General features: G+C 69.7%; 23 protein-coding genes and 4 pseudogenes. 14 read left to right on the plus strand and 13 right to left on the minus strand.

What is annotated here, in order from left to right:
- The first annotated feature begins 14 nt into the window (after positions 1-14).
- Positions 15-884: a hypothetical protein gene (locus ABZZ17_RS24725; RefSeq protein ID WP_356878704.1), complete on the plus strand. Its 870-nt coding sequence runs from the start codon at positions 15-17 to the stop codon at positions 882-884.
- A gap of 212 nt (positions 885-1096) precedes the next feature.
- On the opposite strand, the pseudogene ABZZ17_RS24730 reads toward ABZZ17_RS24725, so the two are convergent.
- From ABZZ17_RS24730 to ABZZ17_RS24745, 4 genes and pseudogenes are all read right to left on the minus strand, one after another.
- A pseudogene (locus ABZZ17_RS24730) lies at positions 1097-1835 on the minus strand (transposase); the annotation flags it as partial.
- A 488-nt stretch (positions 1836-2323) separates the two neighbouring features.
- On the minus strand, positions 2324-3757 hold the full coding sequence (locus ABZZ17_RS24735; RefSeq protein WP_356878588.1) for a hypothetical protein: 1434 nt from the start codon (positions 3755-3757) through the stop codon (positions 2324-2326).
- Between the two features lie 604 nt (positions 3758-4361).
- The gene (locus ABZZ17_RS24740; RefSeq protein ID WP_356878590.1) at positions 4362-4709 is read right to left on the minus strand and encodes a MerR family transcriptional regulator; all 348 of its coding nucleotides are present in this window, start codon (positions 4707-4709) and stop codon (positions 4362-4364) included.
- Positions 4710-5558: 849 nt separating this feature from the next.
- The gene (locus tag ABZZ17_RS24745; RefSeq protein ID WP_356878592.1) at positions 5559-5690 is read right to left on the minus strand and encodes a hypothetical protein; all 132 of its coding nucleotides are present in this window, start codon (positions 5688-5690) and stop codon (positions 5559-5561) included.
- 39 nt (positions 5691-5729) lie between these two features.
- Between ABZZ17_RS24745 and ABZZ17_RS24750 the strand changes: the two genes are divergently transcribed.
- From ABZZ17_RS24750 to ABZZ17_RS24765, 4 genes are all read left to right on the plus strand, one after another.
- Positions 5730-6533: an alpha/beta hydrolase gene (locus ABZZ17_RS24750; protein WP_356878594.1), complete on the plus strand. Its 804-nt coding sequence runs from the start codon at positions 5730-5732 to the stop codon at positions 6531-6533.
- A complete protein-coding gene (locus ABZZ17_RS24755) occupies positions 6533-7843 on the plus strand; it encodes a SpoIIE family protein phosphatase (RefSeq protein WP_356878596.1) in 1311 nt (436 codons plus the stop codon). Before ABZZ17_RS24750 ends, ABZZ17_RS24755 begins: the two co-directional genes overlap by 1 nt.
- Complete coding sequence (locus tag ABZZ17_RS24760) at positions 7840-8187, plus strand: STAS domain-containing protein (RefSeq protein ID WP_356878598.1); 348 nt, start codon at positions 7840-7842, stop codon at positions 8185-8187. The genes ABZZ17_RS24755 and ABZZ17_RS24760 overlap by 4 nt, the downstream gene beginning before the upstream one ends.
- Positions 8188-8418: 231 nt before the next feature.
- Positions 8419-9453: a magnesium and cobalt transport protein CorA gene (locus ABZZ17_RS24765; RefSeq protein WP_356878600.1), complete on the plus strand. Its 1035-nt coding sequence runs from the start codon at positions 8419-8421 to the stop codon at positions 9451-9453.
- 124 nt (positions 9454-9577) lie between these two features.
- On the opposite strand, the pseudogene ABZZ17_RS24770 reads toward ABZZ17_RS24765, so the two are convergent.
- From ABZZ17_RS24770 to ABZZ17_RS24785, 4 genes and pseudogenes are all read right to left on the minus strand, one after another.
- Positions 9578-9655 (minus strand): annotated as a pseudogene (locus ABZZ17_RS24770) (VOC family protein); the annotation flags it as partial.
- 101 nt (positions 9656-9756) lie between these two features.
- Positions 9757-11487, minus strand: coding sequence for a 2-succinyl-5-enolpyruvyl-6-hydroxy-3-cyclohexene-1-carboxylic-acid synthase (menD, locus tag ABZZ17_RS24775; protein ID WP_356878602.1), 1731 nt, complete (start codon positions 11485-11487; stop codon positions 9757-9759).
- Positions 11484-12449: an o-succinylbenzoate synthase gene (locus tag ABZZ17_RS24780; RefSeq protein WP_356878604.1), complete on the minus strand. Its 966-nt coding sequence runs from the start codon at positions 12447-12449 to the stop codon at positions 11484-11486. Before ABZZ17_RS24780 ends, menD begins: the two co-directional genes overlap by 4 nt.
- Positions 12437-13336: a 1,4-dihydroxy-2-naphthoyl-CoA synthase gene (locus tag ABZZ17_RS24785; protein ID WP_356878606.1), complete on the minus strand. Its 900-nt coding sequence runs from the start codon at positions 13334-13336 to the stop codon at positions 12437-12439. The genes ABZZ17_RS24780 and ABZZ17_RS24785 overlap by 13 nt, the downstream gene beginning before the upstream one ends.
- A 98-nt stretch (positions 13337-13434) precedes the next feature.
- Here ABZZ17_RS24785 and ABZZ17_RS24790 point away from each other — a divergent pair, with 98 nt between their 5' ends.
- The 3 genes from ABZZ17_RS24790 to ABZZ17_RS24800 are packed head-to-tail and all read left to right on the plus strand — an operon-like array spanning position 13435 to position 16797.
- The gene (locus ABZZ17_RS24790; protein WP_356878608.1) at positions 13435-14733 is read left to right on the plus strand and encodes an AMP-binding protein; all 1299 of its coding nucleotides are present in this window, start codon (positions 13435-13437) and stop codon (positions 14731-14733) included.
- The gene (locus ABZZ17_RS24795) at positions 14730-15533 is read left to right on the plus strand and encodes a methyltransferase (RefSeq protein WP_356878610.1); all 804 of its coding nucleotides are present in this window, start codon (positions 14730-14732) and stop codon (positions 15531-15533) included. Before ABZZ17_RS24790 ends, ABZZ17_RS24795 begins: the two co-directional genes overlap by 4 nt.
- Positions 15534-15591: 58 nt before the next feature.
- Positions 15592-16797, plus strand: coding sequence for an isochorismate synthase (locus ABZZ17_RS24800; RefSeq protein ID WP_356878612.1), 1206 nt, complete (start codon positions 15592-15594; stop codon positions 16795-16797).
- Positions 16798-16810: 13 nt separating this feature from the next.
- Here the strand turns inward: ABZZ17_RS24800 and ABZZ17_RS24805 are convergent, their stop codons facing one another.
- The gene (locus ABZZ17_RS24805) at positions 16811-17161 is read right to left on the minus strand and encodes a hypothetical protein (protein WP_356878706.1); all 351 of its coding nucleotides are present in this window, start codon (positions 17159-17161) and stop codon (positions 16811-16813) included.
- A 2-nt stretch (positions 17162-17163) separates the two neighbouring features.
- Between ABZZ17_RS24805 and ABZZ17_RS24810 the strand changes: the two are divergent.
- Together ABZZ17_RS24810 and ABZZ17_RS24815 are read left to right on the plus strand one after the other, a co-directional pair.
- Positions 17164-17268, plus strand: a pseudogene (locus ABZZ17_RS24810) (IS5/IS1182 family transposase); the annotation flags it as partial.
- A gap of 387 nt (positions 17269-17655) precedes the next feature.
- On the plus strand, positions 17656-18120 hold the full coding sequence (locus tag ABZZ17_RS24815) for a barstar family protein (protein ID WP_356878614.1): 465 nt from the start codon (positions 17656-17658) through the stop codon (positions 18118-18120).
- Between the two features lie 132 nt (positions 18121-18252).
- Here the strand turns inward: ABZZ17_RS24815 and ABZZ17_RS24820 are convergent, their stop codons facing one another.
- Complete coding sequence (locus ABZZ17_RS24820; RefSeq protein ID WP_356878616.1) at positions 18253-18657, minus strand: hypothetical protein; 405 nt, start codon at positions 18655-18657, stop codon at positions 18253-18255.
- A 216-nt stretch (positions 18658-18873) separates the two neighbouring features.
- Positions 18874-19710, minus strand: a complete 837-nt coding sequence (locus ABZZ17_RS24825; protein ID WP_356878693.1) for a LysR substrate-binding domain-containing protein — start codon at positions 19708-19710, stop codon at positions 18874-18876.
- Positions 19711-19806: 96 nt separating this feature from the next.
- On the opposite strand from ABZZ17_RS24825, the gene ABZZ17_RS24830 reads away from it, so the two are divergent.
- Positions 19807-20301: a cupin domain-containing protein gene (locus ABZZ17_RS24830; RefSeq protein WP_356878618.1), complete on the plus strand. Its 495-nt coding sequence runs from the start codon at positions 19807-19809 to the stop codon at positions 20299-20301.
- Positions 20302-20369: 68 nt separating this feature from the next.
- On the plus strand, positions 20370-20729 hold the full coding sequence (locus ABZZ17_RS24835; protein WP_356878620.1) for a DoxX family protein: 360 nt from the start codon (positions 20370-20372) through the stop codon (positions 20727-20729).
- 56 nt (positions 20730-20785) lie between these two features.
- Here the strand turns inward: ABZZ17_RS24835 and ABZZ17_RS24840 are convergent, their stop codons facing one another.
- Both ABZZ17_RS24840 and ABZZ17_RS24845 read right to left on the minus strand, forming a co-directional pair.
- Positions 20786-21391 carry a cadmium resistance transporter gene (locus ABZZ17_RS24840; RefSeq protein ID WP_356878622.1) on the minus strand — a complete coding sequence of 202 codons (606 nt, stop codon included), beginning with the start codon at positions 21389-21391 and terminating at the stop codon, positions 20786-20788.
- A gap of 874 nt (positions 21392-22265) precedes the next feature.
- A pseudogene (locus tag ABZZ17_RS24845) lies at positions 22266-22437 on the minus strand (helix-turn-helix domain-containing protein); the annotation flags it as partial.
- 205 nt (positions 22438-22642) lie between these two features.
- On the opposite strand from ABZZ17_RS24845, the gene ABZZ17_RS24850 reads away from it, so the two are divergent.
- Both ABZZ17_RS24850 and ABZZ17_RS24855 read left to right on the plus strand, forming a co-directional pair.
- Entirely contained in the window at positions 22643-23248 is a 606-nt protein-coding gene (locus ABZZ17_RS24850) for a dihydrofolate reductase family protein (RefSeq protein WP_356878624.1), read from the plus strand.
- 160 nt (positions 23249-23408) lie between these two features.
- Entirely contained in the window at positions 23409-24188 is a 780-nt protein-coding gene (locus tag ABZZ17_RS24855; RefSeq protein WP_356878626.1) for a hypothetical protein, read from the plus strand.
- Positions 24189-24512 lie beyond the last annotated feature (324 nt).

The following is a 24512-nucleotide window of genomic DNA, read 5'->3' on the forward strand; positions in this document are numbered from 1 at the left end:
AGGGTTCCGTTGCGATGAAGGACAAGAGCGCGCCGAAGCACGAGTCCAAGGACTCGCCGAAGACCGGTGAACGCGATCGCGGCGGGGGACACATCGAGACCCGCATGGCGACCGACGGCGGCTCCCAGGGGCCGTCGGGATCGGACGCCGGCACACACGGCAGCAGGGAGGGCCAGCACGACAGCAACTCCTCAGGGAGCGGAGACCAGACCACGAAGAGTGAAACCCGCACCCAGGGCGGGGGGACGGACAAGACGACCACGACTGAGAAGCCCGACGGCACAGTGCGCAGTCTCACCGACCACTACGACTCCAAGGGCGAGTTCACCGGGTCGACGGAAGTCACGCAATCATTCGACCTGCCCAACGGGACGATCACCACCGACACGGTGAACAGGGGCGCCGACGGAAAGGTCACCAGCACCCAGCACACCGAGTCCCAGCGGACGAAAGACGGCTGGACTGAGACGACGACCGAGACCAACTACGACAAAGACGGCCGGGTGACCGGCAGCGAGACGACGGAGAAGACCCAGCACAACGACGGCAGGAGCACCGAAAAGACGGTCCGGCGAGACGGCGAGAATCTCGTGAAGGGCAGCGAGGAGAAGACGGTCACGCCGACCAAGGACGGACATACGGTGACGGACGTACATAGGAACGCCCGCGACGACGTCGTCCGTAGTGGAAGCATGAGAGAGCACCACAAGCCCGACGGTACGGTCATCAGGGACTCGAACCACAATTGGAACCCCGGCCGTGAAACGTGGCACACGCATACCGTAGAGCGCACCGGCAAGGACGGACATCGGCACGTCGATGGCTGGCGGGACTCCACCAGCCACGGCCGGACGACCAGGCAACCGATCCACCAGGTCAAATGAGGCGTACACCGAACCGGGGCTACGGGGCAAGGGTTCACCCTCCTGCATCCCAGCCGGTCGACTTGGTGCGGGCTCTGCCCAACTGACTGCTTAGGCCTTGGCCTGCTCCTGACAGGTGATCGGCGACCCAGCGCGAGCGCCGCTCGGCGGGCTGCTGTAGCGATCGCGGCCCGGACGGGGCTTGCGTCGCGAAATTCACTCCACTGCATAGGGGCGATGCCGAGCATGGCGTGGTGAACGCCGTCGCCTTTGAGGCGGCAGTCGCGGAGGATCTTCCAGGCCTTCATGCGGGCGAAGACGTGCTCGACGCGAGCCCGGACCTGCTTATGTGACCGGTTGTGCTCCTCTTTCCAGTCCGGGAGTTCGCTCTGGCCGCGCTCTCTGCGGTGCGGGATGACGAGTCCGGTGCCGGGGTAGCCGCCGTCGGCGATCGTGAGGGTGTGGCCGACGGCTGTTTTGGCGCCGGACTCCTCCCATGCCTTGCAGTCGTTGCGGTTCCCGGCGAGCGGCCGGCCGATCACGACGACCAGGCGGGTGTCGGCGTCGATGACGACCTGGTGGTCGTGGAGTACCGGTAGTTCTTCGACCGCTCGGCCACAGTGTGATCGCGGGTGGGGAGCAGGGTGTCGTCCACGATGAGCACGGTGTCCTTGGCGAACCGTCTGCGTGGCTGGAGCGCGAGCATCGGCCCCAGATGGTCGATGATCCGGTCCGCCGCCGACTTGGAGACCCCGAACAGCGGGGCGAGCTGGCGCATGGTCAGGTTCGTGCGCCAGTAGGCCGCGAGCAGCAAGCCCGGTCCTCCAGCGGAAGGCTCCACGGCCGGCCCCTGCGGACCGCGTCCGCGCTCTCGCGCCGCAGCACCGGCACCAGCTTCCCGAACTGCCGCGGGCTCAGCACGCCGAACGGGGATATCCAGGACGGCTCCGACGCCGTGATCACACCAGCCACAGCAAGATCGTCTCAGTGGTGCGCCGGCCAGCCGGGTCCTGCCCACGGTACGGAAATCAGGCGACCGGGCCTGGCGCATCATCCAGGATGACCCCATGAGCCATGACCTTGTGACGTTCCTCCACGCACGGTTGGACGAGGAGGCCGACCTGGCCCGACGCTGCGACGGTGGCGGCTGCGGGGAGTGGACCGCTCACGGGCACGCAGTCGACTTCTGTCCAGTACGACGGCGAGACCTGGCCATGCGATGACCTGCTCGACCTCGCGTCGCCTTACGGCGATCACCCTGACTACCCCCGACGCCCCTGAGACCGAGATCGTTTACGGGACAGCCCTCAGGGAAGCAGCGTTCGTGGCTGCGGCCCGCGAGCTCGCTTTCGGATCATCTGGCTGACCAGATGAAGAAGGCGGCGAGGTAGGTGGTGGCGGCTTTGTCGCTCGTCTTTCTTGGTCTGCCCCCGCTTCCCTCGGGGGCCTGCTCGGGGCCTTCAGGCCGGACCGATTTCCGGGTCGCGGGTCGCGCGGATCTCCCAGCGGCCGGTCCTGTCGGAGAGGTCCGCCCTGCGCCGCACCAGCACCACGCAGGCGGCCACGGCCACGACCGCAGAGAGTGCGGTCGTCAGCCATGCGGCGAGCCAGGACATCGGCAGCATCAGCACGAGGACGACCAGTGCGTAGGACAACGCCATACCCCCGAGCCAGGGCCAGTGGGCCCCGGGCACCACGGTGGTGGGCCACGGGGAGAGCCGCGTCGAACGCTCCGGGTCGGGCTGTATCGGGGTGGCGGGCTCCATGACCCGCTGGAATTCCTCGCGGTCCACCTTCAGCCACGCCACCTCCCCCTCGTCGGTGACGAAGGCGACCGGCTGGTGGTCGTTGCGGATCAGACGCCAGTTCCGGGCACCGCACAGCCAGCCCGGCCGTTCTCCCATGCGCGCCGCGAGGAGGGCGAGCCCGGCCGGCTCGACGGTCGGGTTGCCGATCAGCAGCTCGGAACCGTCCTCCAGCGCGAGGCGCAGCTTGTGGTCCGATCGCACCCGGACTGTTCCGTCCACCGTTCCGAACGTGGTGTGTTCGTTCCGCCGGGCCGCGATGATCCGTGCCCGGACGGCGGGCAGCGCCGCCCCGGCGGCCGCGTCCTCACGAAGGGTCCGGAGGGTCGGATCGGACGGAGGTACCCGGACGAACATCAGCGACCCGAAGAGCGTGATTGCCGCTCCGATGCCGAGGCCGATCCAGGTGGTCAGGGGCGTGAGGGAGAACGCGAGCGGAGAGGCCGCCTCCACGTACCGCTCGATGTGGCCGGGCTCGTCCACGACACCGCCCAGTGCGGGCGCCGTCGGGGCGTGCAGGACCAGTACGGATTCGCCCTCGAAGCCGCCGCTGAATCGGTCCGAGATGTGCCCGCTCACCACCTCGAGCCGCCTGGTGTCCGTACTGCCGCCCCCGGGGCCATGCACGGGCACCTCGACGGTGACGTCGGCGGTGTCCGCGACCTCCTTGTTCTTCCCCGACTTCACCCGGTGGAGCTCGACGATGGTGCCCCGCGTCACTTCGGCGCCGGCCTTCTGTATCGCCGCGATCCGTTTCAGGTCGTCGCCGTCCGGGCGCGTGATCAGCTCGGTGAGCACGGCCAGAGCGGGCAGTACCACCACCACGGCCAGCAGCAGGGGAAGGAAGTCCCGGAACGGCCGTTTCCAGGGCAGCTTCGCGGGCGGCGCCGGCACCGGTTCGACCTGCCTCGGTGGTGTGACCGGGATCGGACGGGAGGCCGACCACACCCACCCGGCGGCCAGCGCCAGGGACACCGCCCCGAGTACGGCCACGTCCGGCCGATACACCGACACGCCAACGTGGAACAACAGCGTCCACAGGGCCAGCACCGCGAACAGCAGCGCGCCCCCACCCAGAGACCTGGTCACCCAGGCGATTCTCCCCATGATCCCGAAACTACCAACTCCGTTGCTCACGAAGACGGCCCTGGGGAGGCGGTGGTCACCGCCCGGCTCCGAGCCCGGTCACGAGGGCGCCGCAAACCCGGCCGCGTGCGCCCCACCATCCCAGGTCCCGGCCACTCGCTCTCCCAGCGCCGCCTGCCCGGTACCTGGAGCCAGTGATGGTTCGACCAGGACGAGGGCCACCTGGTCGATGTCGACCCCACCCCGCTGAAGCCGAGACGGCCATCCCAGTGTTCAGGCGCCTGTGTGCACCTTCGGGTTACGCGACGAAACGCCGACTTCGGGCGATGGGATGACGGCCGGGCGGCCTGGAACCGGTCGCCGAGGTCGAGACCTGCGGCCCGAAGAACGGCCTTCTGTTCGAGATCGCGAAGGTCCGCCCGGTACGGCGCCGATGACCCTCGCCAAGGAGTTCGCCCTCGACAAGGCGATGGCTGCCAGACAGACCTGTGGCACCTGCCGCCGACGCTCCTTCTTCGTGCTTCCTGCGTCCCTGACGAGCTGCTTGGAGTGCCACGACGGCACGCCCGGAGACCCCGCTGGTCGCCAGGGGCGGGGCTGTGCGCTTTCAGGCCGCTGTACTGGGGGGCGCCTCGGCGGCATGCCGGTATGCGGCGTTGATGCGCTGGGCTTCCTCGAGTTGGTCTTCGAGGATGATGATGCGGCAGGCGGCTTCGACGGGGGTGCCCTGGTCGACGAGTTGGCGGGCGCGGGCGGCGATGCGCAGCTGGTAGCGGGAGTAGCGGCGGTGTCCGCCGGCGGAGCGGAGCGGGGTGATGAGGCGGGCGTCTCCGATGGCGCGGAGGAAGCCCTGGGTGGTGCCGAGCATTTCGGCGGCCCTGCCCATGGTGTAGGCGGGGAAGTCTTCGTCGTCCAGGTGGCCGCCGAGGGGGCCGGCCGGGGTTTCTGCTGTCATGAGCCCTCTCTGGCGGGAACGCGTGGAGGGGCCCTGGCGCCTATCGCGCCAGGGCCCCGAAGGAACTGCTACACCATCTGCCGGCCCTGAGACTGCGCCGGCCTCTTGTATCCGCTGACCCGTCCGAACGGGGACGGGAGGTGCGGGGATCGCGGTTGCTTGACCGGAGACCACCTCACTATCGATGTCCTGCGGTACCCGGGCCCAAAACCTCCGCCCGGGCGATCCTGATGGCGCCCAATCCCTCCGTTCATCCCTCGGATGATCAACTGCTTTCCAAGCGGGGAACTACGGGTACTGCTCCACTCGGTCCTGCTGGTACTGCGTACTTCTTTCTGCTCGTGGCCTGACCAAGCGCCACGCTCCGGCAGCCAGCCCCGTCGCCCATCCTGCGTCTGCTCTGGCTTGGAACCCCACTGCCGAACCTCCCGGTGCGCGCGCCCGCAGCCGACGCCTTCACCGAGGTACCACTCACTCACTTCACTGCTGGGTACTGCCAACTTCACCACTGCGTTAACTGCGGTACTGCTGATGGCAGCCCCTGAACCTGCGGGCCACCCGGTCCGACCGTCAGTCCCGTCGCCGTCCTTCGACAACCCTGGCTCCGGAACTCCACCGCCGCACCGCACTGCTGAACTGCAACTACCTGTACTGCTGCCCGGCAGTTTGTCTCTGCCGGGCCCTGCTTGATCTCGGCTACGTGAGAAACCATAACCACACCACAAGCAAATGTCTACCCCGGCCGGGATAGATTTCTGTTCCTGCGCCAGAGAGGTAATCGATCCCTGTCAGGTACGCAGCCGCACACCTGCAGCGGCATCCGCAGGCCCGCCTGCGGGCCGGGACCAGTCAGGCGGCCGCGGGCAGGTGCTGGGGCTGGGGCTCGCCGAGCTGGGCCTGGCCGAAGAGGAGTGCGTAGCCGTCGGGGAGCTGCTGGAGGATGCGAGCGAGACCGCGGGCCTGAGGGGGCGGGGGTGGCATAGCTGCTGGAGCTGGCGGTATGGATGCGAGACTGGCGCGATGGATATCCGCCGCAGGAACAATGTCACCGTCACCGGCCGCAGGGGTGGGCCGGTGCTTCTGCTGGCGCACGGTTTCGGCTGCGACCAGAACATGTGGCGCCTGGTCGTTCCCGCGCTGGCGGAGCGCTTCCGCGTGGTGCTATTCGACTATGTGGGATCGGGGCGATCCGCCCCCGAGGCGTGGAGTGAGCAGCGTTACAGCTCGCTGGAGGGCTACGCGGCGGATGTGCTGGAGGTCTGCGAGGCGTTGGACCTGCGGGACGTGACCTTCGTGGGGCATTCGGTCAGTGCGATGGTCGGGGTGCTGGCGGCCGCGAAGGCTCCGCAGCGGTTCTCCCGTCTGGTGATGGTCGCTCCTTCGCCGCGCTACATCGATGAGGACGGGTACCGGGGCGGGTTCAGCGCGCAGGACATCGATGAACTGTTGGAGTCGCTGGAGGCGAACTACCTGGGCTGGTCGGCGGCGATGGCGCCGGTGATCATGGGCAATGATGACCGGCCCGAACTCGGCCTGGAGCTGACGCACTCGTTCTGCGCGACCGATCCGGAGATGGCGCGGGTCTTCGCCCGCACTACGTTCCTGTCGGACAGCCGCGCGGACCTGAAGACGGTGACGGTGGCGACGCTGGTCCTGGAGTGCAGGCAGGATGTGATCGCTCCCCCTGAGGTCGGGGCCTTCGTCCACGCGGCGATCCCGGGCAGCCGCCTGGTCACCTTGGAGACCACGGGGCACTGCCCGCAGCTGAGCGCACCCGAAGCCACCGCCGGGGCCATCATCGAGTTCGCCGGGGTATCACGTTGATGTGCCGCGTCGGGGAGGAGCATGAGCCGGGCAGGGAGCCGGCCGCGGACAATACGGATGCGGTGTTCACTTCCCTGCTGGAGGACAGTGCGGAGGAGTTGTACGAGCAGGCGCCGTGCGGCTACTTGTCGACCATGCTGGACGGCACCATCGCGAAGATCAACGCCACGCTGCTGGAGTGGCTGGGACTGGAGCGCAATGCGGTGGTGGGGCGGATGCGGTTCACCGACCTGCTGACCGTGGGCGGCAAGCTCTACCACGAGACGCACTTCGCCCCGATGCTCCAGATGAAGGGCGAAATCAGCGGGATCGCCCTGGAGATCAAGACCGCCGGCAGACAGCGGATGCCAGTGCTGGTCACCTCGAAGGTGAAGGCCGGCGACGAGGGCGAACCTCTGCTGATCCGCACCACCGTCTTCGACGCGCGCGACCGCCGCGCCTACGAGACCGAGCTGCTACGCGGCCGCCAAGCAGCCGAGGAGGCCCGTCGTCAGGCGGAGGAGGCGCGCCGTCAGGCGGAGTCCGACCGTGAACGGCTCCAGGAAGCCCTCGCCGTGCTGCAGCAGAACCTGCTGCCCGCCGAGCTGCCCGCCATCCCGGGGCTGGAAGCCGGCTCGTACTACCACACGGCCTCCCCCGACCTCCTCGGCGGAGACTTCTACGACCTGTTCCCCCTCGACGCCGACCGGTGGGCGTTCTTCCTCGGCGACGTGTGCGGCAAGGGTCCGAAAGCCGCCGCGGTCACCTCGCTCACCCGCTACACCCTGCGGGCCGCAGCCCTGCACGACTCCGACCCGGTCACCGTGCTGACCACCTTGAACACCGTGCTCCACGAGCGGTACACCAGCGGAGATCCCCGCTACTGCACCGCCATATTCGGTGTTCTTGAGCCTGAGAGTGATCGTGTCTGCGTGCACCTGGCCTCCGGCGGGCACCCCTCCGCGCTGATCCAGCGCGCGGACGGCGTGCCCGACTACCTGTCGACCCCCGGCGGCATGCTCATCGGCATCCTGCCCGAGGCCCAGTTCACGGCGGCGCGCACCGAATTGCTGCCCGGCGACACCCTGCTCCTGTACACCGACGGCCTCACCGAAGCCCGCGTCGGGCCCGACCGCGCCCTGTACGGCGAAGACGCCCTGCACGCCTTCACCGCCGAACAGCCGCCCGCCGGACCGCAGGCCCTGATCCGCGCCCTGACCGGGCTCCTCGCCGACTTCGGCGACGGACTCGACGACGACACCGCGCTTCTCGCCCTCGGCATCCCCGTGCCCGCCACCCTCCCCGTCCCCGCGAGTGAAGACCTGACATGAGTACCCTGACGATCACCGCCCGAGACGCCGCCACCGGTCCCGTCCTGGAGATCACCGGCGACCTCGACTACGCCACAGCGCCTCAACTCCGCAGAACCCTCGAAGAGCTGACACTTGCCACAGGGCAACTGTTGGTCCTCGACATGGCCGGTCTGGAATTCTGCGACTCCAGCGGCATCACCACCATGCTGGCCGCCCGCAACCTGGCCACCGAACAAGGCGCCCGGATCGCCCTGGCCGCGGTTCCCGCCAACACCCTGCGCGTCCTGCGCATCGTCGGCCTGGACCGCGTCTTCACCATTCACCCCGACACCTCCACGGCCGCCGACAGCCGGGCCTGCTGACCGGTTCCCAAGCCCACGCCGGGTTCATCAGCTCGGCCAGGACCCGGCGGCCAGACGCCGGCTCCACAGCCCAACCACCGGGCCGCCGCTTGCCCGGCCTCCCCCCCCCAGCGGGGAATGCACCCTCCCCGTCGCTCTGATGGTGGGCCGCAGGGCAAGCAGGGGGTGATCATTCGCCGACCGGGGGTAGGTTGCCTCCCGACATGTCCCACGGCAGACGAGAGGCAGCGCATGACGGCACGGCGTAGTAGTGGGGCCGGAGACTTGCCGTCGGCGGTGGTGGACTGCGCGCTGTACGAGGACGGCAAGCGGATTCCCGGGCAGGTGAACCTGGGCCGGATCATGGAGCGGATAGAGCCCCAGGCCGGGAGGTTCGCATGGATCGGTCTGTACGAGCCGACCGAGGAGCAACTGCAGGAGGTTGCCCAGGCGTTCGGTCTGCACCCGTTGGCGGTCGAGGACGCGGTTCATGCGCATCAGCGGCCGAAGTTGGAACGCTACGGCGACATGTTGTTTCTGGTGCTGAAGACGATCGTCTACATCGAGCACGAGCAGATCACCGCGAGCAGTGAGATCGTCGACACCGGGGAGATCATGGTGTTCGCCGGACCGGGGTACGCGATCACCGTCCGCCATGGCAGCGCTCCTTCACTGGACGGCGTGCGCGAGGAGTTGCAGAACGACCCGCGACAGCTGGGCTGCGGTCCGGCAGCGGTTCTGCACGCGGTCTCGGACATGGTCGTCGACCGCTATATCGAGGTCGCGGATGCCTTCGCGGGTGACGTCGACACCCTGGAGGCTGAGGTGTTCTCCCCGGACCGGCCGGTCGACGCGGGGCGGATCTACCAGCTCAAGCGCGAACTTCTGGAGTTCAAGCGGGCCGTGATGCCGTTGGCGTCGGCCCTCCAGCGCCTGAGCGAAGGCGGTATGCCGCAGGTCCCCAAGGAGGTGGCCACCTATTTCCGTGACGTCGCCGACCATCACCAGCGGGTTCGTGAGCAGATCCTGGCCTTCGACGAGCTGGTCACCGGGATGCTTGCTGCCAGCGTCGCCCAGCTCGGCGTCCAGCAGAACGCCGACATGCGCCGTATCAGTGCCTGGGCCGCACTCATCGCCGTCCCCACCATGATCGTCGGCGTGTACGGCATGAACTTCGACCATATGCCCGAGCTGCGGTCGCCTTATGGCTATCCGGCGGTCTGGGTCGTCATCATCTCCGCGTGCACGATCGTCTACCGAGCCCTGCGCCGCAACAAGTGGCTCTAGCGACTCGGCTCCCCCACCACGCTCGCACCAGGGCACGCCGGGGCACAGGTGATCGCCACGGCCAGTCCTCGGAGCGCCGAGGCGGTCGCTTAGCCCGCTGGACGCCGTAGCTCTGGCAGCCCCGCGGGGCCAGGGAGCGCAGGACGTCGAATTCGTTGCCCTCGGGGTCGGCCGTGACCACCCAGCTCCGGCCCGGTCCCTTGCGTCCATCATCGGCGTAGCCGCCTCACCCCGCTCCGCGTCGCCGAGTAGCCGGTCGATCGGGCGCATCGGCGCTCGCGGCCCCTTGCGTCCTGTAGGAGGTCAGGTCGGTCCCGGGAGCAGGGCGGCGACGGCTCGGTCCGCGGTGGCTTGGAGGGCCGCGCGGAGTGCGGTGTCCCGGGCTCGGTCGGTACGTACCTCGATCAGGCGCAGGCCTTTGCCGCAGAGCGCGTCGGTGAGTTGGTGCGGGTGGGTGAGGAGGGTGTGCGGTGTTCCGGTTGCCGCCGCGAGGGCGGCGAGGTCCGTGCCGTGCGGTGTGCCGAAGACCCGCTCGAAGGGTTCCTTGTGTTCGGCTTGTTCGAGCAGTGAGAAGATGCCGCCTCCGTCGTTGTTGACCACGAGGATGGCCAGGTCGGGGACGGGTTCCGCGGGGCCGAGCAACAGCCCGTTGTGGTCGTGGAGGAGGGTGAGGTCGCCCATCAGCGCGCAGCTGGGTCCGTTGTGGGCGAGAGCTGCGCCGATCGCGCTGGACACGACACCGTCGATGCCGCTCGCTCCCCGGTTGGCGAGGACCGTGTGGGTTCGGGTTTCGGAGGTGGCGTGCAGATGCTGGTCGAGATCTCGGATGCAGAGACTGGGGCCTGTGAAGAGGAGGCTGTCAGGGGGCAGGCGGCGGGCCAGCGCGCGGACGAGGCCGGGTGCGGTGAGGGCCGGGGTGTCGTCGAGGAGGGCGTCCAGTGCCTCGCGGACGGCCCGGTCTGCCTGGAGCCATGAGGCGAGCCACGGGGAGGTCGGCGGTGCGGCGCTCCCGCTGTCGGCCTGTGCGACGGGCGGGTGGGTATGGGCTCGCGCTGTTCTGGCCGGGTCCGCGGGGTGCAGCCCGGGTACGAGGAGGTGGGTTCGGGCCGCTTCGAGCAGGGCGGTCTGCTGCCGGGTCAGTCCGGGTCGTCCCGCGCTCACGACCAGATCGGGTCGGTGTGCCTCCAGGAATCCGGGTGCGCGGAGCAGGTGCGGGTGGGCGGTGAGCGCGTTCGGCCCGTAGCGGCCTCCGGAGGTGGGCTCGGCGAGTACGGGCCAGCCGGCCCGCTGGGCGTGGGCGATCAACGGTGCGGGGTCCGCGCAGCCGTCGCCGAGCAGCAGGACTCCTCGCCCGGTGTCGGGCAGCGGGTCGCCCTGCACGCTCCGGGGCGGTGTCGGGCGGCACCAGGGTTCCGCCCCGGGTCGTCCCGCGAGGGGTTCCGGCCAGGGGTCGGGCTTGTCGTCCTGGGTGGGTACGAGAGGGGCGCGGAAGGCGATGTTGAGGTGGACGGGGCCGGGGGGACCGTGGTGCGAGCCGGCGGAGTGGCCGTACGCGCGGGCGGCCAGTGAGCGCCAGTACGCGACCGCGCCCGTTCGGCGTTCGGGTACACCGGTCTCGCAGAACCATCGTACGGCGCCGCCGTACAGGCGGATCTGGTCGATCGTCTGGGGTGCGCCGGTGTCACGGAGTTCGGGCGGCCGGTCGGCGGTCAGGACGAGCAGGGGGACGCACGACAGGTCCGCCTCGACGACGGCGGGGTGGAAGTTCGCGGCGGCGGTACCGGAGGTGCACAGCACCGGCACCGGACGCCGGGAGGCTTTGGCGAGACCGAGTGCCAGGAACGCGGCGGAGCGTTCATCGATCCGTACGTGCAGCCTGAGTCTGCCGGTGCGGTCGGCTTCGTGGAGGGCGAGGGCGAGGGGTGCCGAGCGTGAGCCCGGTGACAGTACGGCTTCGGTGACGCCGTTTCTGATCAGCTCGTCGGTGAGGACGTCGGCCATCGCCGTCGCGGCGTGGACGGCGGGGCCGGTCATGCGTACTCCAGTTGCGCGTGTGCCAGGGCGGCGCGCTCTGCCCAGGGTGCGAGCGGAGCGGCGTGTGAGGCCAGTCGGGTCGGGGAGACGGATGGGGTGCGTACCTCGATCCAGCCGTCGCGGGGAGAGAGCGGGGCGTCGCTCAGGTCGGCGTCCAGGAGGCCGATGGTGCCCAGGCCGCAGGCGTACGGGAGTTCCGGCAGCGCTGCGGCCAGGGCGATGCCGGCAGCCAGGCCCACCGAGGTCTCGATCGCGCTGGAGACCACTACCGGCAGCCCGCAGGCCTCTGCCACGGCCAGTGCCGCCCGTACTCCGCCGAGCGGTTGCACCTTGAGGACCACCAGGTCGGCTGCCCCTGCGACGCGCAACCGTACGGGGTCTTCGGCGCGGCGGATCGATTCGTCCGCCGCGAGCGGCACGTTCACCCGGCGCCGGAGCCGGGCCAGGTCGTCCAGCGTGGCGCACGGCTGCTCCGCGTACTCCAGGTCGTAGCGGTCGAGGGCGCGCAGTATGCGCACGGCGTGGTCGACGTCCCAGGCGCCGTTGGCGTCGATCCGGACGCGTCCCGTGGCGCCGAGCGCGTCGCGTACCGCCTCCACCCTGGCGATGTCGCAGGCATCGCTCTGGCCCGGCTCGGCGACCTTCACCTTGGCCGTGGTGCAGCCGGAGGCCGCCACCAGTGCGTGCGCGGTCTCGGGAGTGACCGCCGGCACCGAAGCGTTGACCGGGATCCGGGTCCGCACCGGGGCCGGCCAGCCCGTGTACGCGGCTTCCCGGGCGCAGGCCAGCCAGCGGGCGGACTCGCGCGGCCCGTATTCGGCGAAGGGGGAGAACTCGCCCCACCCGGCGGGGCCTTGGAACAGGCAGCCCTCGCGCCGGGACAGGCCGCGGAAGCGGACCCGCATGGGGATGGAGAATGCGTGCAGGGGGTTGGAGTCCTCCGGCGGGTTCAGTACTGCCACGCGAAGTCCGTCCAGTCGGCGGGACGCTTTTCCAGGAAGGAGTCGCGGCCTTCCTCGGCCTCCCGTGTGCCGTAGGCGAGCCGGGTTGCCTCGCCTGCGAACACCTGCTGGCCGACGAGCCCGTCGTCGATCAGGTTGAAGGCGAATTTGAGCATGCGCTGCGCAGTGGGGCTCTTTCCGTTGATCTTCCGGCCCCAGTCGAGGGCGGCGGATTCCAGATCCTGGTGGGCGACCACGGCGTTGACCATGCCCATCCGGTGGGCGGCCTCGGCGTCGTAGGTGTCGCCGAGCAGGAAGATCTCCCGGGCGAACTTCTGGCCCACCTGGCGGGCCAGGTAGGCGGACCCGAATCCGCCGTCGAAGCTGGCGACATCCGCGTCGGTCTGCTTGAAGCGGGCGTGCTCACGGCTGGCGAGGGTCAGGTCGGACACCACGTGGAGGCTGTGGCCGCCGCCGGCGGCCCAGCCCGGCACGACGCAGATCACGATCTTCGGCATGAAGCGGATCAGCCGCTGCACCTCCAGGATGTGCAGCCGGCCGGCTCGCGCCGGGTCCCAGCTCTCCGAGGTCTCCCCGGCCGCGTAGCGGTAGCCGTCGCGCCCCCTGATCCGCTGGTCGCCGCCGGAGCAGAACGCCCAGCCGCCGTCCCTCGGGGAGGGGCCGTTGCCGGTGAGCAGCACGCAGCCCACGTCGCTCGTGCATCGTGCGTGGTCCAGGGCCTGGTGCAGTTCGTCCACCGTGTGCGGGCGGAAGGCGTTGCGTACCTCGGGCCTGTCGAAGGCGATGCGTACCGTGCCCTGGTCCACCGCGCGGTGGTAGGTGATGTCGGTGAAGTCGAATCCGTCGACGGTCTTCCAGCGGGAAGGGTCGAATAGGGCTGAGACCACGTAACTGTCCCTTTCTCTCTTCGAATCGGTCACGTGTGCCGGTCAAGGTGATCGGTGATGGTTGCGGGAGGTGCTTGTGCGGCAAGTAGGGTCCCCGCATGGAAGATCACAGCGTATCCACTCGGTCACTGTGTGCAGTCGTCGGTCTCTCTGGTGAAACGTTCCTGAACGCGCTGCGCGCGGCCCTGTCGGGCAGTGGTCCCGCGCTCCTGCCCATCAGCGATCAACTGCCGGCCCCCGCGCGCGAAGCCCTTCTGGAGGCGCTCCGCCCCACGAGCATCCGGACGTCCGACGGCGAACAGCTCTGCCCGGGAGGTCTGCCGGTGAAGGCCGGGACGGCCCTGGTCATTCCGACGTCCGGGTCAACCGGATCACCCAAAGGAGTGGAGCTCACCGCACGGAGCCTGACCACTTCCGCCCGTCTGTCCCTGGCCCGGATCGACTCCGGAGACCGCGGGGCGCGCGGCGACCGCCGCGACCTCGGGACCCGCCGGGCCCCCTGGTTGTGCGCGCTGCCGGTCGACCACGTCTCCGGGATCCAGGTCCTGGTCCGCTGTCTGGTCAGCGAGACCCGGCCCGTCTTCCTCGACCGGTTCTCACCGGAAGCGGCCTTGGCCGAGGCCGAGGCCGGGTGCGCGCGGACCTCACTCGTGCCCACCCAGCTGCGCCGCCTGACCGCGCTGGGACGGGATCTTTCGGCGTTCCGGACGATCCTGCTCGGCGGGTCACGTGCGCCGGCCGGGCTGGTCGAGGAGGCGCGGCGCCTCGGCGCCCGCGTCATCTGCACCTACGGCATGACCGAAACCGCCGGCGGCTGCGTCTACGACGGTCTCCCCCTCGACGGCGTGCGGGTGACGACCGAGGCGGACTCCGGGCGGATCGTCCTGGCCGGGCCGACCCTGTTCTCCGGCTACCGCCTCGACCCGGGCCGGACCCGCGAGGTGCTGGGCCCGGACGGATACCGCACGAGCGACACCGGACTCGTGGGAGCGGACGGCCGGCTGACCGTCCACGGACGGCTGGACGACATCGTCATCAGCGGCGGCAAGAACATCTCCCCGGAGCCCGTCGCCGCGCTCCTGGAGGCCCACCCCGCCGTACGCGAGGCGGCGGTGACGGGGCGGCCCGACCCGGACTGGGGGCAGTGCCTGGTCGCCGCCGTCGTTCCCGCCGACCCCGCCAAGCCGCCGTCCGAGGACGAGCTGCGGACCTGGGTCCGCGAACGGCTCGCTCCCTGGGCAGCCCCGCGCCGCATCACGCTCCTGCCCGGCCTTCCCCGGCTCCACGGCGGGAAGACCGACATGCCCGCACTCACCGCCTTGCTCGACCGCGACCGCGACCGCGCCCGCGCCCCCGACCTCAACCTCGACCTCGACATCCTCGAAAGGACATCATGAGCACGAAGAGCCATGTCCCCGGCCCCGCCTACGCCTTCGACAACTCCAACGAGCACGCCGCAGGCCAGCACGACAGTCTGGCCCGGCTCCTGGACCCCCTGACCTGCCGGCGGCTGGCCGCCACCGGCATCCGATCGGGCTGGCGCTGCCTGGAGGTCGGCGCCGGCGGCGGCAGCGTCGCCCTGTGGCTCGCCGCCCACGTCGCGCCGGGCGGAAGCGTCCTGGCCACGGACATCGCACCGCACCACATCCCCGATACGCCCGGACTGACCGTCCAAACCCACGACATCACCACGGACCCGCTTCCCGAGAGCACCCACGACCTCGTCCACGCCCGGTTCGTACTGAGCCACCTTCCCGACCGCCGGGCAGTCCTCGGCAGGCTCCTGCGCACGCTCAAGCCGGGCGGAGTCCTGCAGATCGACGAACTCGACACCACGCACTGGCCGGTCGTCACCGCGTACGACGAGCCGCACGCCCAGGCCTACACCGCTTACCGGGACACCCTCGTAGCCGTGCTCCGGCAGGCCGGCGCGGACCCCACCTGGGGTCCCGGCGTGGCTCCCGCTCTGGTCGACGCCGGCTTCACCGGGATCGATGCGCACTGCCACACCGAGGTCTGGGACCGGACCTCGCCGGGGGCCGCCCTGATGCTCAGCAACAGCCACCACCTCGAACCGGCGCTGCTGGGCGCCGGCCTGGACCGGGACACCCTGCACACCGCCCGCGCGGCCATGCGACACGACGCGTTCCGCGCGGTGTCCTTCACGGTGCACACCGTGCAGGCCCGCCGCCCGTGAATCCCCCGCCTGTCCCGCCCGTCCCGCAGCCCCTCCCCAGAAAGCGAGCGACCACCACTTGAGCAGCAGCACTCCGCTCGAGGTCACCACCGTCCGCATCCCCGACCCCGGCCCCCTCGCCGCCCTGGCCCCCGGACCGTCCAGCACCCTGTGGCTGCACCGCGGGGACGGGTTGGTGGCATGGGGGGAAGCCGCCCGGCTGGAGACGACCGGCCCCGACCGCTTCGACGAGGCGGACCGCCGGTGGCGGGAATGGGCGGCGGCGGCCGTGATCCACGACGAGGTCCGCCGACCCGGTAGCGGCCCCGTCGCCTTCGGCAGCTTCACCTTCGCAGCGGCGGGAACATCGGCGCTGGTGGTGCCCCGCGTACTGGTCGGCCGCCGCGACGGCGTCTCCTGGATGACCACGGTCGGGACACCCCCCGGCCCCGTCCCGAGGCAGCAACCCGCTCCGATGCCCCGGGCTACCTGGCCGCACGATCCGACAGCCAGAGCCCACTGGCAGCACGCCGTCGGCGAAGCCGTCCGGCGCATCCGCGACGGCGAGGCCCGCAAGATCGTCCTCGCCCGCCAAACCATCGCCGAACTCAGCCACGCCGCCGACCCGCGCACCCTGGCGTCCACTCTGTCCGACCGCTACCCGGACTGTTTCACCTTCGCCGTCGACGGCCTCACCGGTGCCACCCCCGAACTCCTCGTCCGCCGCACAGGACGGCACATCACCTCCCTCGTCCTGGCAGGCACGTCCTGGCCGGGCGGCGCCACCCCGATCGGCGCCGCGAAGAACGCCGAGGAACACGGCTACGCGGCAGCCTCCGCCACGGACGCGCTGCGGCCCTTCTGCGCCGAACTGCACCCCTGCGACCAGCCGGAACACCTCTACCTGCCGCACCTCACGCACCTGGCCACCCGCATCACCGGCACCCTGAACGAGAACGTGTCCTCACTCGCCCTCGCAGGGGCGCTCCACCCCACCGCGGCCGTGGGAGGCACACCCACCGCCCGCGCGCTCGACCTGATCCAAGCCCTGGAGAACTCCGACCGCGGCAGGTACGCGGCCCCGGTGGGCTGGCAGGACGCCCGGGGGGACGGCGAATGGTGCATCGCCCTGAGGTGCGCGGCCATCGAAGGCAACCGCTTACGGCTGTACGCGGGCTGCGGAATCGTGGCCGACTCCGATCCGGAAGCCGAGTGGCAGGAGACCGAGGTGAAACTGACCGCGATGCGCACCCTCTTCGAGGAACTCCTGCCCGCCCTCGGTTGAGGCTCGCAGGGAATCAAGGTGCTGCTTCCTCTGCTGGGGCTCGTTGGCGCGCGGTATGCGCACACAAGGGAGCCGGGCGGGCCTCGGCGGCCGCTTCCCGGTCGCTTAAGGCGATGGCGGCCGTGCCGCGCAGGGCGGCCAGGATGGAGTAGGCGAGGTCGCGCAGGAGCGGCACGCGCCGCTCGAACACCTCGCGGGCCTGTTCGGGGCGGCCCGCGGCCAGCAGGGCGAGTCCGGCGAGGGCTTCGTTGTGCGGCTGGTACCGCTCCCACACCGCGAGCAGCATGGGCAGGACCTCGGCGAGCCGGCCCTGCTGCAACCGGATGCATCCGACGGCGAGGCCGCCCAGCCCGCTGGCATCCACTCACGGCCGGTCAGCGAGGAGACTCCCCTCAGTTCGATCCTGTCCTGGAAGCGATCAGAGTGCCGAGGCTGGGCCTGGGGCGGCCGCGCGAGCGACCGGACCAGGTACGACGATCGAACGTGTCCGCGATCTTTCCGGAGACCCAAGCGCCGCCCCGCTCTCCTTCGATCGGCTCGTAGTCGTCGAGGCAGCCGGTCAGGGCGACTACGAGCCGCTCCGGCCCGATGTGATTCTCGCGTTCCACGATTTGTGCCTCGTGAGGGATGACGGTGAGTGGTTCATGGGGCAGCTCGACGATGACGGCTCGGTGATCTGCTGGGCCTCCTACGGATCCGACCTTGCCGAGGCCATCCGCAGTCTCTGAACGACGCCCCGCACCTTCAGCCACTTTCGCACCAGACCCTATGCCGTTTCGTTTGGAACTAGGCTGTGCAGCTCGCCGCCGTGACCGGCTGACGGCGGTCGGCGGCCTGGATCACTGGAGGGAGGTGGCGGTGCACACCGTGCCGTGGTTGCACATCGTTGCGAAGCAAGGCTCTCTGCCGGTCGATCTCCTTCTTCCCATGACCGGCAGGACGTACGTAGCGCGTCTCGACGGTCGGGAGATGCGTGACACGAACGCCGTGTTCCAGCAGTTCTACGACGGATTACAGTTGCCTGATTACTTCGGGTGGAACTGGAATGCCCTGTCCGACTGTCTGCGTGATCTGAAGTGGCTGTCTGCGGACCGCTACGTATTGATCGTCGAGGCCACGGACGAGGCTCTGCCGGGCGATCCTTCCGAACAGCGGCTGCTCTTCAACACCCTGCTTCGGGCGGGACAGCGCTGGTCCTACACGCAGCGCCCCGAGGGCATCGAACTCGGCAGGCTCGTGATTGTCATGTCTTGTGACGCTTCGTCCGTCCCATCGCTGAAGGGACGGCTGCAATCATGCTTGGAAGAGACGGCATCGCCATAGGGGCTCATCTCGCGACGAGAGAAACGGCCCGGATCCCGCGCTTGCTCAGGTGGTCGCGAATGGCGCGTGCGCAGTACGCGCGTCCGCCGAGCGCACCTGCCATCGGGCCGCGACGAGGCGCGGGGCAGCGGCCTAGCGCGGGCCGGGCTCGAGGCGGCGCAGTTCGGCGGCGGCCGCCACGAGCTCGGCCAGACGGGGGACCTCGGCGCCCGCCGGAGTGCGCAGCTTGATGTGGCGGGCCAGCTTGCCCGTCCCCTCCAACAGGCCGCCTGCGTCGAGCCCGGCCAGGGCGACGCCGTCGCTGAACATCAGATTCACATGCGTGGCGTGCAGGACCAGCCCCGCGAACAAGCCCTTGTAGGTGCCGGGCGCGAACGTGAACCCGAGCATCCGCGCCGACACATCGACCTCCTCCAACGCGTCCGGCACCGCCCCGCGCACCACCTCCCGCGCCCGCGTGGCGATCACCGCCACCTCGGGAGACGCCGCGCCAAGCAGTTCCTGCCATGGGGACGGTCCGGACACTTCTGAGATCATGACCGGACTTTAGTAGGGCCGGGGACTGCCGCGGCGGCTGACGCTCCGTCTCCAGCAGCCGCCGCCTCGAACCGATGGTTCGCCGGGGGCCCTGGCACAACTTCTGTGGTGACGGCCCGACGGCCGACGCTCCGTGCCACCGAACTCGGGGAACTGGCAGGTCCACAGGTTGGCCTGACGCCGACACCAGCACGTAACGGCCCGGCCAGCCGGCGCTCAGTGACGGTAGGCGGCTGCCGCAATCTCGATGAAGGATCGGATCAACGGGTTGGTGTCACCTTCGTTCCACACCGCCACCACTCGGCTCGGCGCCATGTCGGTCAGCGGCACCACGGCCAACTCCGCGGGCAGGTCGTGTCCGAGCGGGGCCAGGCCGACCGTGCCGTTCCACAGCACGGCCTGCAGGCATTCCTGAACGGCGCGCACCACCGGGCCCTCGCGCGGCCTGCCACCGTTCCAGTACGACTGCCAGATGGGGTCGGCGCCCTGCGGGAACTGAAACCAGCGGCGGTCGCTCAGGTCGGCCAGCCGCAGCCGGTCGCAGCGGGCCAGCGGATCGTCGGCGCGCAGGACTGCACCGACCGGATCGGTCCGCAGCGCACGCACCGTCAGGCCGGTCTCGTTGAAGGGCGCCCGGGTCAGCGCGACGTCGACCAGTCCGGTGCGCAGCCCGCAGGTCGGGTCGGTCAGATCGGTGTCGCGGATGCGGATGTCGATGCCGGGGTGGGTTCGGCGGTAGGCGGCGGCCAGCCTGGACACTCCCGGGTCGGTGCCGTCGCCCAGGATGCCGACGGTGATGGTCGCGGCGCCGGCTGCCGCGCTCACGCGTACGCGCACGCGGTCGGCATGGTCGAGCAGGGCCCGCGCCTCGTCGAGCAGCACCGCGCCCACCGGAGTGAGCGTGACGCCGGTGGGTGAGCGGGTGAACAGCAGGGCCCCGGCATCGGCCTCCAACCGCTTGATCGCACGGCTCAGCGGCGGCTGGCTCATGTGCAGTCGGGTGGCCGCCCGGCCGAAGTGGAGTTCCTCGGCGACGGCCACGAAATAGCGCAAGGTCCGTAGCTCCACGCTGCAACGATACCCGCAGGGTATCGGCGCTGCGGGACGGGTCTTGGACACGGGCCTGCCCCCGGCGGTGCACTGGTTGGCATGACCGATGAAGCAGAGGCCAACGTGCCGCAAGCCGTCCCCGCCGTATCGGTGGTGGGTCCCGGCGATGGCGAGACGATCGTTCTGGGCACCACGCGCATGCGCGTTCTGGAGGACGGCAGCCACACCGGGCACCGCCTCGCGATCGCCGAGTCCGTCCTCGCCCCGCACACCCAAGGACCGCCGCAGCACCGTCACGCCCGGCACGACGAGGGCTTCTACATCCTCTCCGGAACCGTGCGGTTCACCGTCGGGGACGAGGACCACGACGCCACCACGGGCACGCTCGTGATGGTTCCGCCCGGTACCCCGCACACCTTCGCCAACCCGACCGACCAACCCGCCGTCATGCTCAGCACCTTCACCCCCGACCTGTACGTGCAGTACTTCCGGGACCTCGGTGAGGAGCTCGCCGGCGGCCGGCCGTTGTCGCCCGAGGCCCATACCGACGCGATGAGCCGCTACGCGACCGAGCCGGCCACCGGCCTCGGCTGAAGCAGTCGACGGGTCTGCGTGACCCGATCACCGATCACCCATGACCCATCACCCCATGAACGGGAACCATGAACATCGCCTACTGGATCGTCGCGGGACCGCTCTGCCTGTTCTACCTCTACGCGGGCACGCTGAAGGTGATCCGCAGCCCTGATCAGCTCAGGCCGATGATGTCCTGGGTCGACCGCATGCCCTTGCCCGCCCTGAGGGCGCTGGGGACGGTCGAAATACTCGGCGCGGCCGGCCTGGTCCTCCCGCCATTGACGGGCATCGCACTCCCACTGACGGTGGTCGCGGCAGGCGGCTTCGTACTTCTCCAGGCAGGGGCGATCGTCGTCCACCTGACCGGCGAAGACCGCCTGATCGCACTCAACGTCGGGCTCTTCACCACTGCGGGTGTGTCCATCTGGCTGGCCACCGGGCTGTGATGGAGCACCGCCCACGACGGGGGTGGCAGGGATTCGAACCATGGGCTCTGGCCACGTCACAGGCCGAAGGCGCCGCCCTCGATGAGGATGAGCAGGCCGATGGCGATCAGGACCAAGGGCAGGAGGATGTGGCCCCAGCGGGCGAGGGCCTTGGCGATGACCGGGCGGGTGGCAAAGTACCGGCCCGCGAAGCACCACACGGCCACCAGGGCGAGGAACACCACGGCGTACACGGTCATCCCGCCGATGCCGGCGGTGGCGAAGACGGGGACGTAGACGCCGATGTTGTCGCCGCCGTTGGCGAAGGTGACCGCGGCGACTTCCAGGGGGCTCGGCCCACCCTCCTTGTCCTGCGCTTCCTCCTCGTCCGCTCCGCCTTCGCGATGGTCTTTCCATGCCTGCCAGGCGGCCTTGAGGCCCAGCGCCAGGGGGAGCAGGCCGAGGTAGGGGATGGCGGACTCGGGCAGGAAGGTGGCGCCGAATGCGGCGGCCACCGCCACGGCGAGGATCGCGGCGAAACCCAGGTACTGGCCCAGCACGATCCGGCGGGTGGAGCCACGGTGCCCGGCTCCCTGGGCGAAGAACAGCGACAGGATCAGGATGTCGTCGATGTTGGTCACGGCGAACAGCCCGGCCGCCTGCCCGATGATGCCCAGGTTCACGAGTTGATGCTCTCCTCCGTTGGGGGTGTTCCGCCGACGCTACCGGGGCCCCGTGATGCGCCCTGGACGGGGCCGAGGAGCGGTGCCGTTCCTTCTCGTGAACATCGAACATGACTCGGTCGGGGCGCCTCCCGAAGCGCTGGACAATTGCCGTCCGAACTCGTGAACATGCCAGGCGTACCGTGGAAGTGCGGGCGGCACGTCCCCCGCCGCCGCTCCCGAAGGGCCCGGTGGGTGCCGGTCGGGGGCGAGCCGCGCACGGGCGGGTCGGTGACACGGGGTGCGGGGGCGCTTGGCCGGCCCCGTATCGGCGCAAGGGAAATGGGCGGGGCCGGCGCACAGGGGCGGGGCGCCGACCCCAGGAGAGGCCGGCGGGTCGGGGGGGCTCTGGCGGCTGCGGTGTCGGGTGTTCGCGGCCAGCCGGGCCTCAGGGGGACGGAGCCGACTCGACGCTGGTGACGCCGACACCACGTGCACCGCCGGACCGCGGCGCTCGGCTGCCCGGTAGCGTGCGCCGAGGCCGCCGCTGGCTTCAAGGACAGGGAGGGACCGATGAGCGGGTTCGCGGCGTGGCACTTGCAGTACGTGCCGGGTCCGGACGCCGTCAGTGCACTGGCCGGGAAAGCCGCCGCCGACCCTGACTGGCCCGAGGGCCCGGACCGGTTGCAGACCTTCACCGCGCACCTGGAGCGCAGCGGTGTCACCCGAACGACACTGCAGGACCTCACGGACGTCCCGGGTCCACTACGCCTCCCGCTGACTGCCTGCGACCTCGCCCTGCCGCGCCCGCCTGGCCTCGGCTCTGGCACCCGCGCCGGACCGTCGCATCGTCCGGATGCAGCCCGGCCGACGTCGCCGGGGTGTGTTCCGCCCGTCAGGCGTCGAAGCGGTGGCGGGAAGCCTCGATGTGGCCGACATATTCCGTGGGCCCAGTCACAGAGTCCGTCGATCGTCACTCGTAGCGCCTGGCCCGGCTCGGTGACGGTGTACTCGACACGCGGCGGTACAACGGGGTACACCGTCCGTTCGATCAGAACGTTGCGCTCGAACGACTGTTCCCAATCGCATGGAGATCATTCCCCGACTGCGTGCATAGCGCAATCATGCAGGCCTCCGGCCCTCCGAAGCAGTGCCGCTCCGCCGACCTGATCGGCTGCAGCGTCATGCGTTCTCGTTATTCCACAGCGCGTCCGATGAGTTTGTGGCTCCCGGCCGGTCCAAGCTCGTGACACCCCAGGAAAGGACACCGCCATGTCGGAGCTTCTCATCGACTTCATCACCTCCCTCGACGGCCACGCTTCGGGAGAGGGATGGCCCGGGTTTTGGGGCCTCGAGGGCCCGGAGTACCTCGCATGGCTCGGCGAGCAGCCCGAGGCCACCTACCTGATGGGAGCGAACACCTACCGCCTGATGTCGGGCTTCGCCGCTGGCGAGGTCCCCAATGGCCAGGACGAGTTCAGGCCTGAAGAAGAGGCGTCCGTCGACGAGCTCACGCAAGCGTCCAAGGTGGTGTTCTCCTCCTCACTCGAGGAGCCACTGACGTGGGCCAACGCCACGCTCGTCCGCGACGACGCCGTCGAGGCGGTCCGCGCCATGAAGTCGAGTGGCTCGGGGCTCCTCAGCACGATCGGCAGCCTCAGCCTTTGTCGGTCCCTGCTACGAGCCGGACTCGTCGACCGCTTCCGGGTCGTGATGTTCCCGGTGATCACCGGGGCCACGGGCGAAGAACGCATCTACGACGGCTATCCGGACGTTGCCCTCGAGATGATCGAGCACCGCACCTTTGACGGCCGCATCCAGCTGGTCGAGTACAAGCCCCGCGTGCTCGAGCACCCGCCGCTCGGCGTACCTGCATGACGTCGCCCCGCCGGCGCCGGTCTGGACGACCGCCAGGCTGGCGCCGGCGGGCGCGGAGCAAGACCTAGTAGGCGTCGAACGGCCAACGTCAGGTGTTCGGTTCCTCGACCTGAGCAGGGTCGGACGGCGGCTGTCCTGACCTCGGAGACAACCACAGCAGGTGACCCCTGCACGCCGATCGCGGACCGCGGACCTCGGAGAGCGAAAAGGGGACCTGCTCCTGAGTCGCAGGCAGGCCGAGGAAGAGCCGTGGCTCGGCGAGATCGACGGCATCGACACGCACTACTGCATCTGCCCGGCTTGGCAGGCGGCCGATCCGTGTCGGCAGCAGCATGGTTTCGTGAACGAGGCCGGCACCCCTGATGGCGACCCCAGACCCCGCGCCAGACACATGAAAACGTGGACAAGTGTGATCGCGGGACTCGCCGGGATCATCACTTTGGGATTCTTCCTGTGGGACCGCTACGTCCCACACCCCCCGACTGTCAAAGAGTGGGCAGTGCAAGCCAACACCATCTGCGACAAGCAAATCAAGGGCCTCCAAGAGGCCTCCAACAAGGTGAATGAATCCCTCAAGGCATTCGACGTGGCCATGAGCAAGGTCAACACGCCGGAGTCGCCCACCGGGGATGAGATCGTCGAGCTCATCAATCGAGCTGCCCAGGACCTAGACAGCTTCTCTGGCACAGAGCGGCAGACCAAGGCAGACCTGGATGGCATCGAGCGTCCCGAAGACCACGCGCAACAGGTCGACCGGCTGATCGAGGCCATGAACGAGATGAGCCAGAAGGACACCGAACTCAGCCAGTACTTCCGGAAGATCGGAGAGAGCACCATCCCCGATCGGAAACGGTTCGAAATCGAAGAGGAGCGCAACAAGCTCGTGGAGGAGGTAGACGGCACGCTGAAGGAACTCGGAGCAAAGCAGTGCCTGATCTGACCCTCCGCAGCGCCGCCGCGATACAGCAGCCGGCCAAATCTGTTGGACAGTACCGCCGAGCAGCCTCCTGGGGACCAGGCGCAGTGGCCCTCACGTGCTACGCGGCGGCTTCCGCTTCGCAGTCGTCTCCTTCGCCGTGCCGGACGTGCGCTTCACGGCGTTCTCCCTGGCTGTAGGGAGCGCGTGGACGACGTCGCCCAAGCGTGGCAGGACTGTGTCGATGGAGCGCCTCCGGTGGGTGGTGGCCGGTGGCGGGGACCTGCCGGGGCGGCTGCTACCGGCCGGGCTCCTGGCTGGACTATCCGCTGCTGGTTGAATGGCTCG

Source organism: Streptomyces sp. NPDC006512 (assembly GCF_040611935.1).
Classification (GTDB): Bacteria; Actinomycetota; Actinomycetes; order Streptomycetales; family Streptomycetaceae; genus Streptomyces.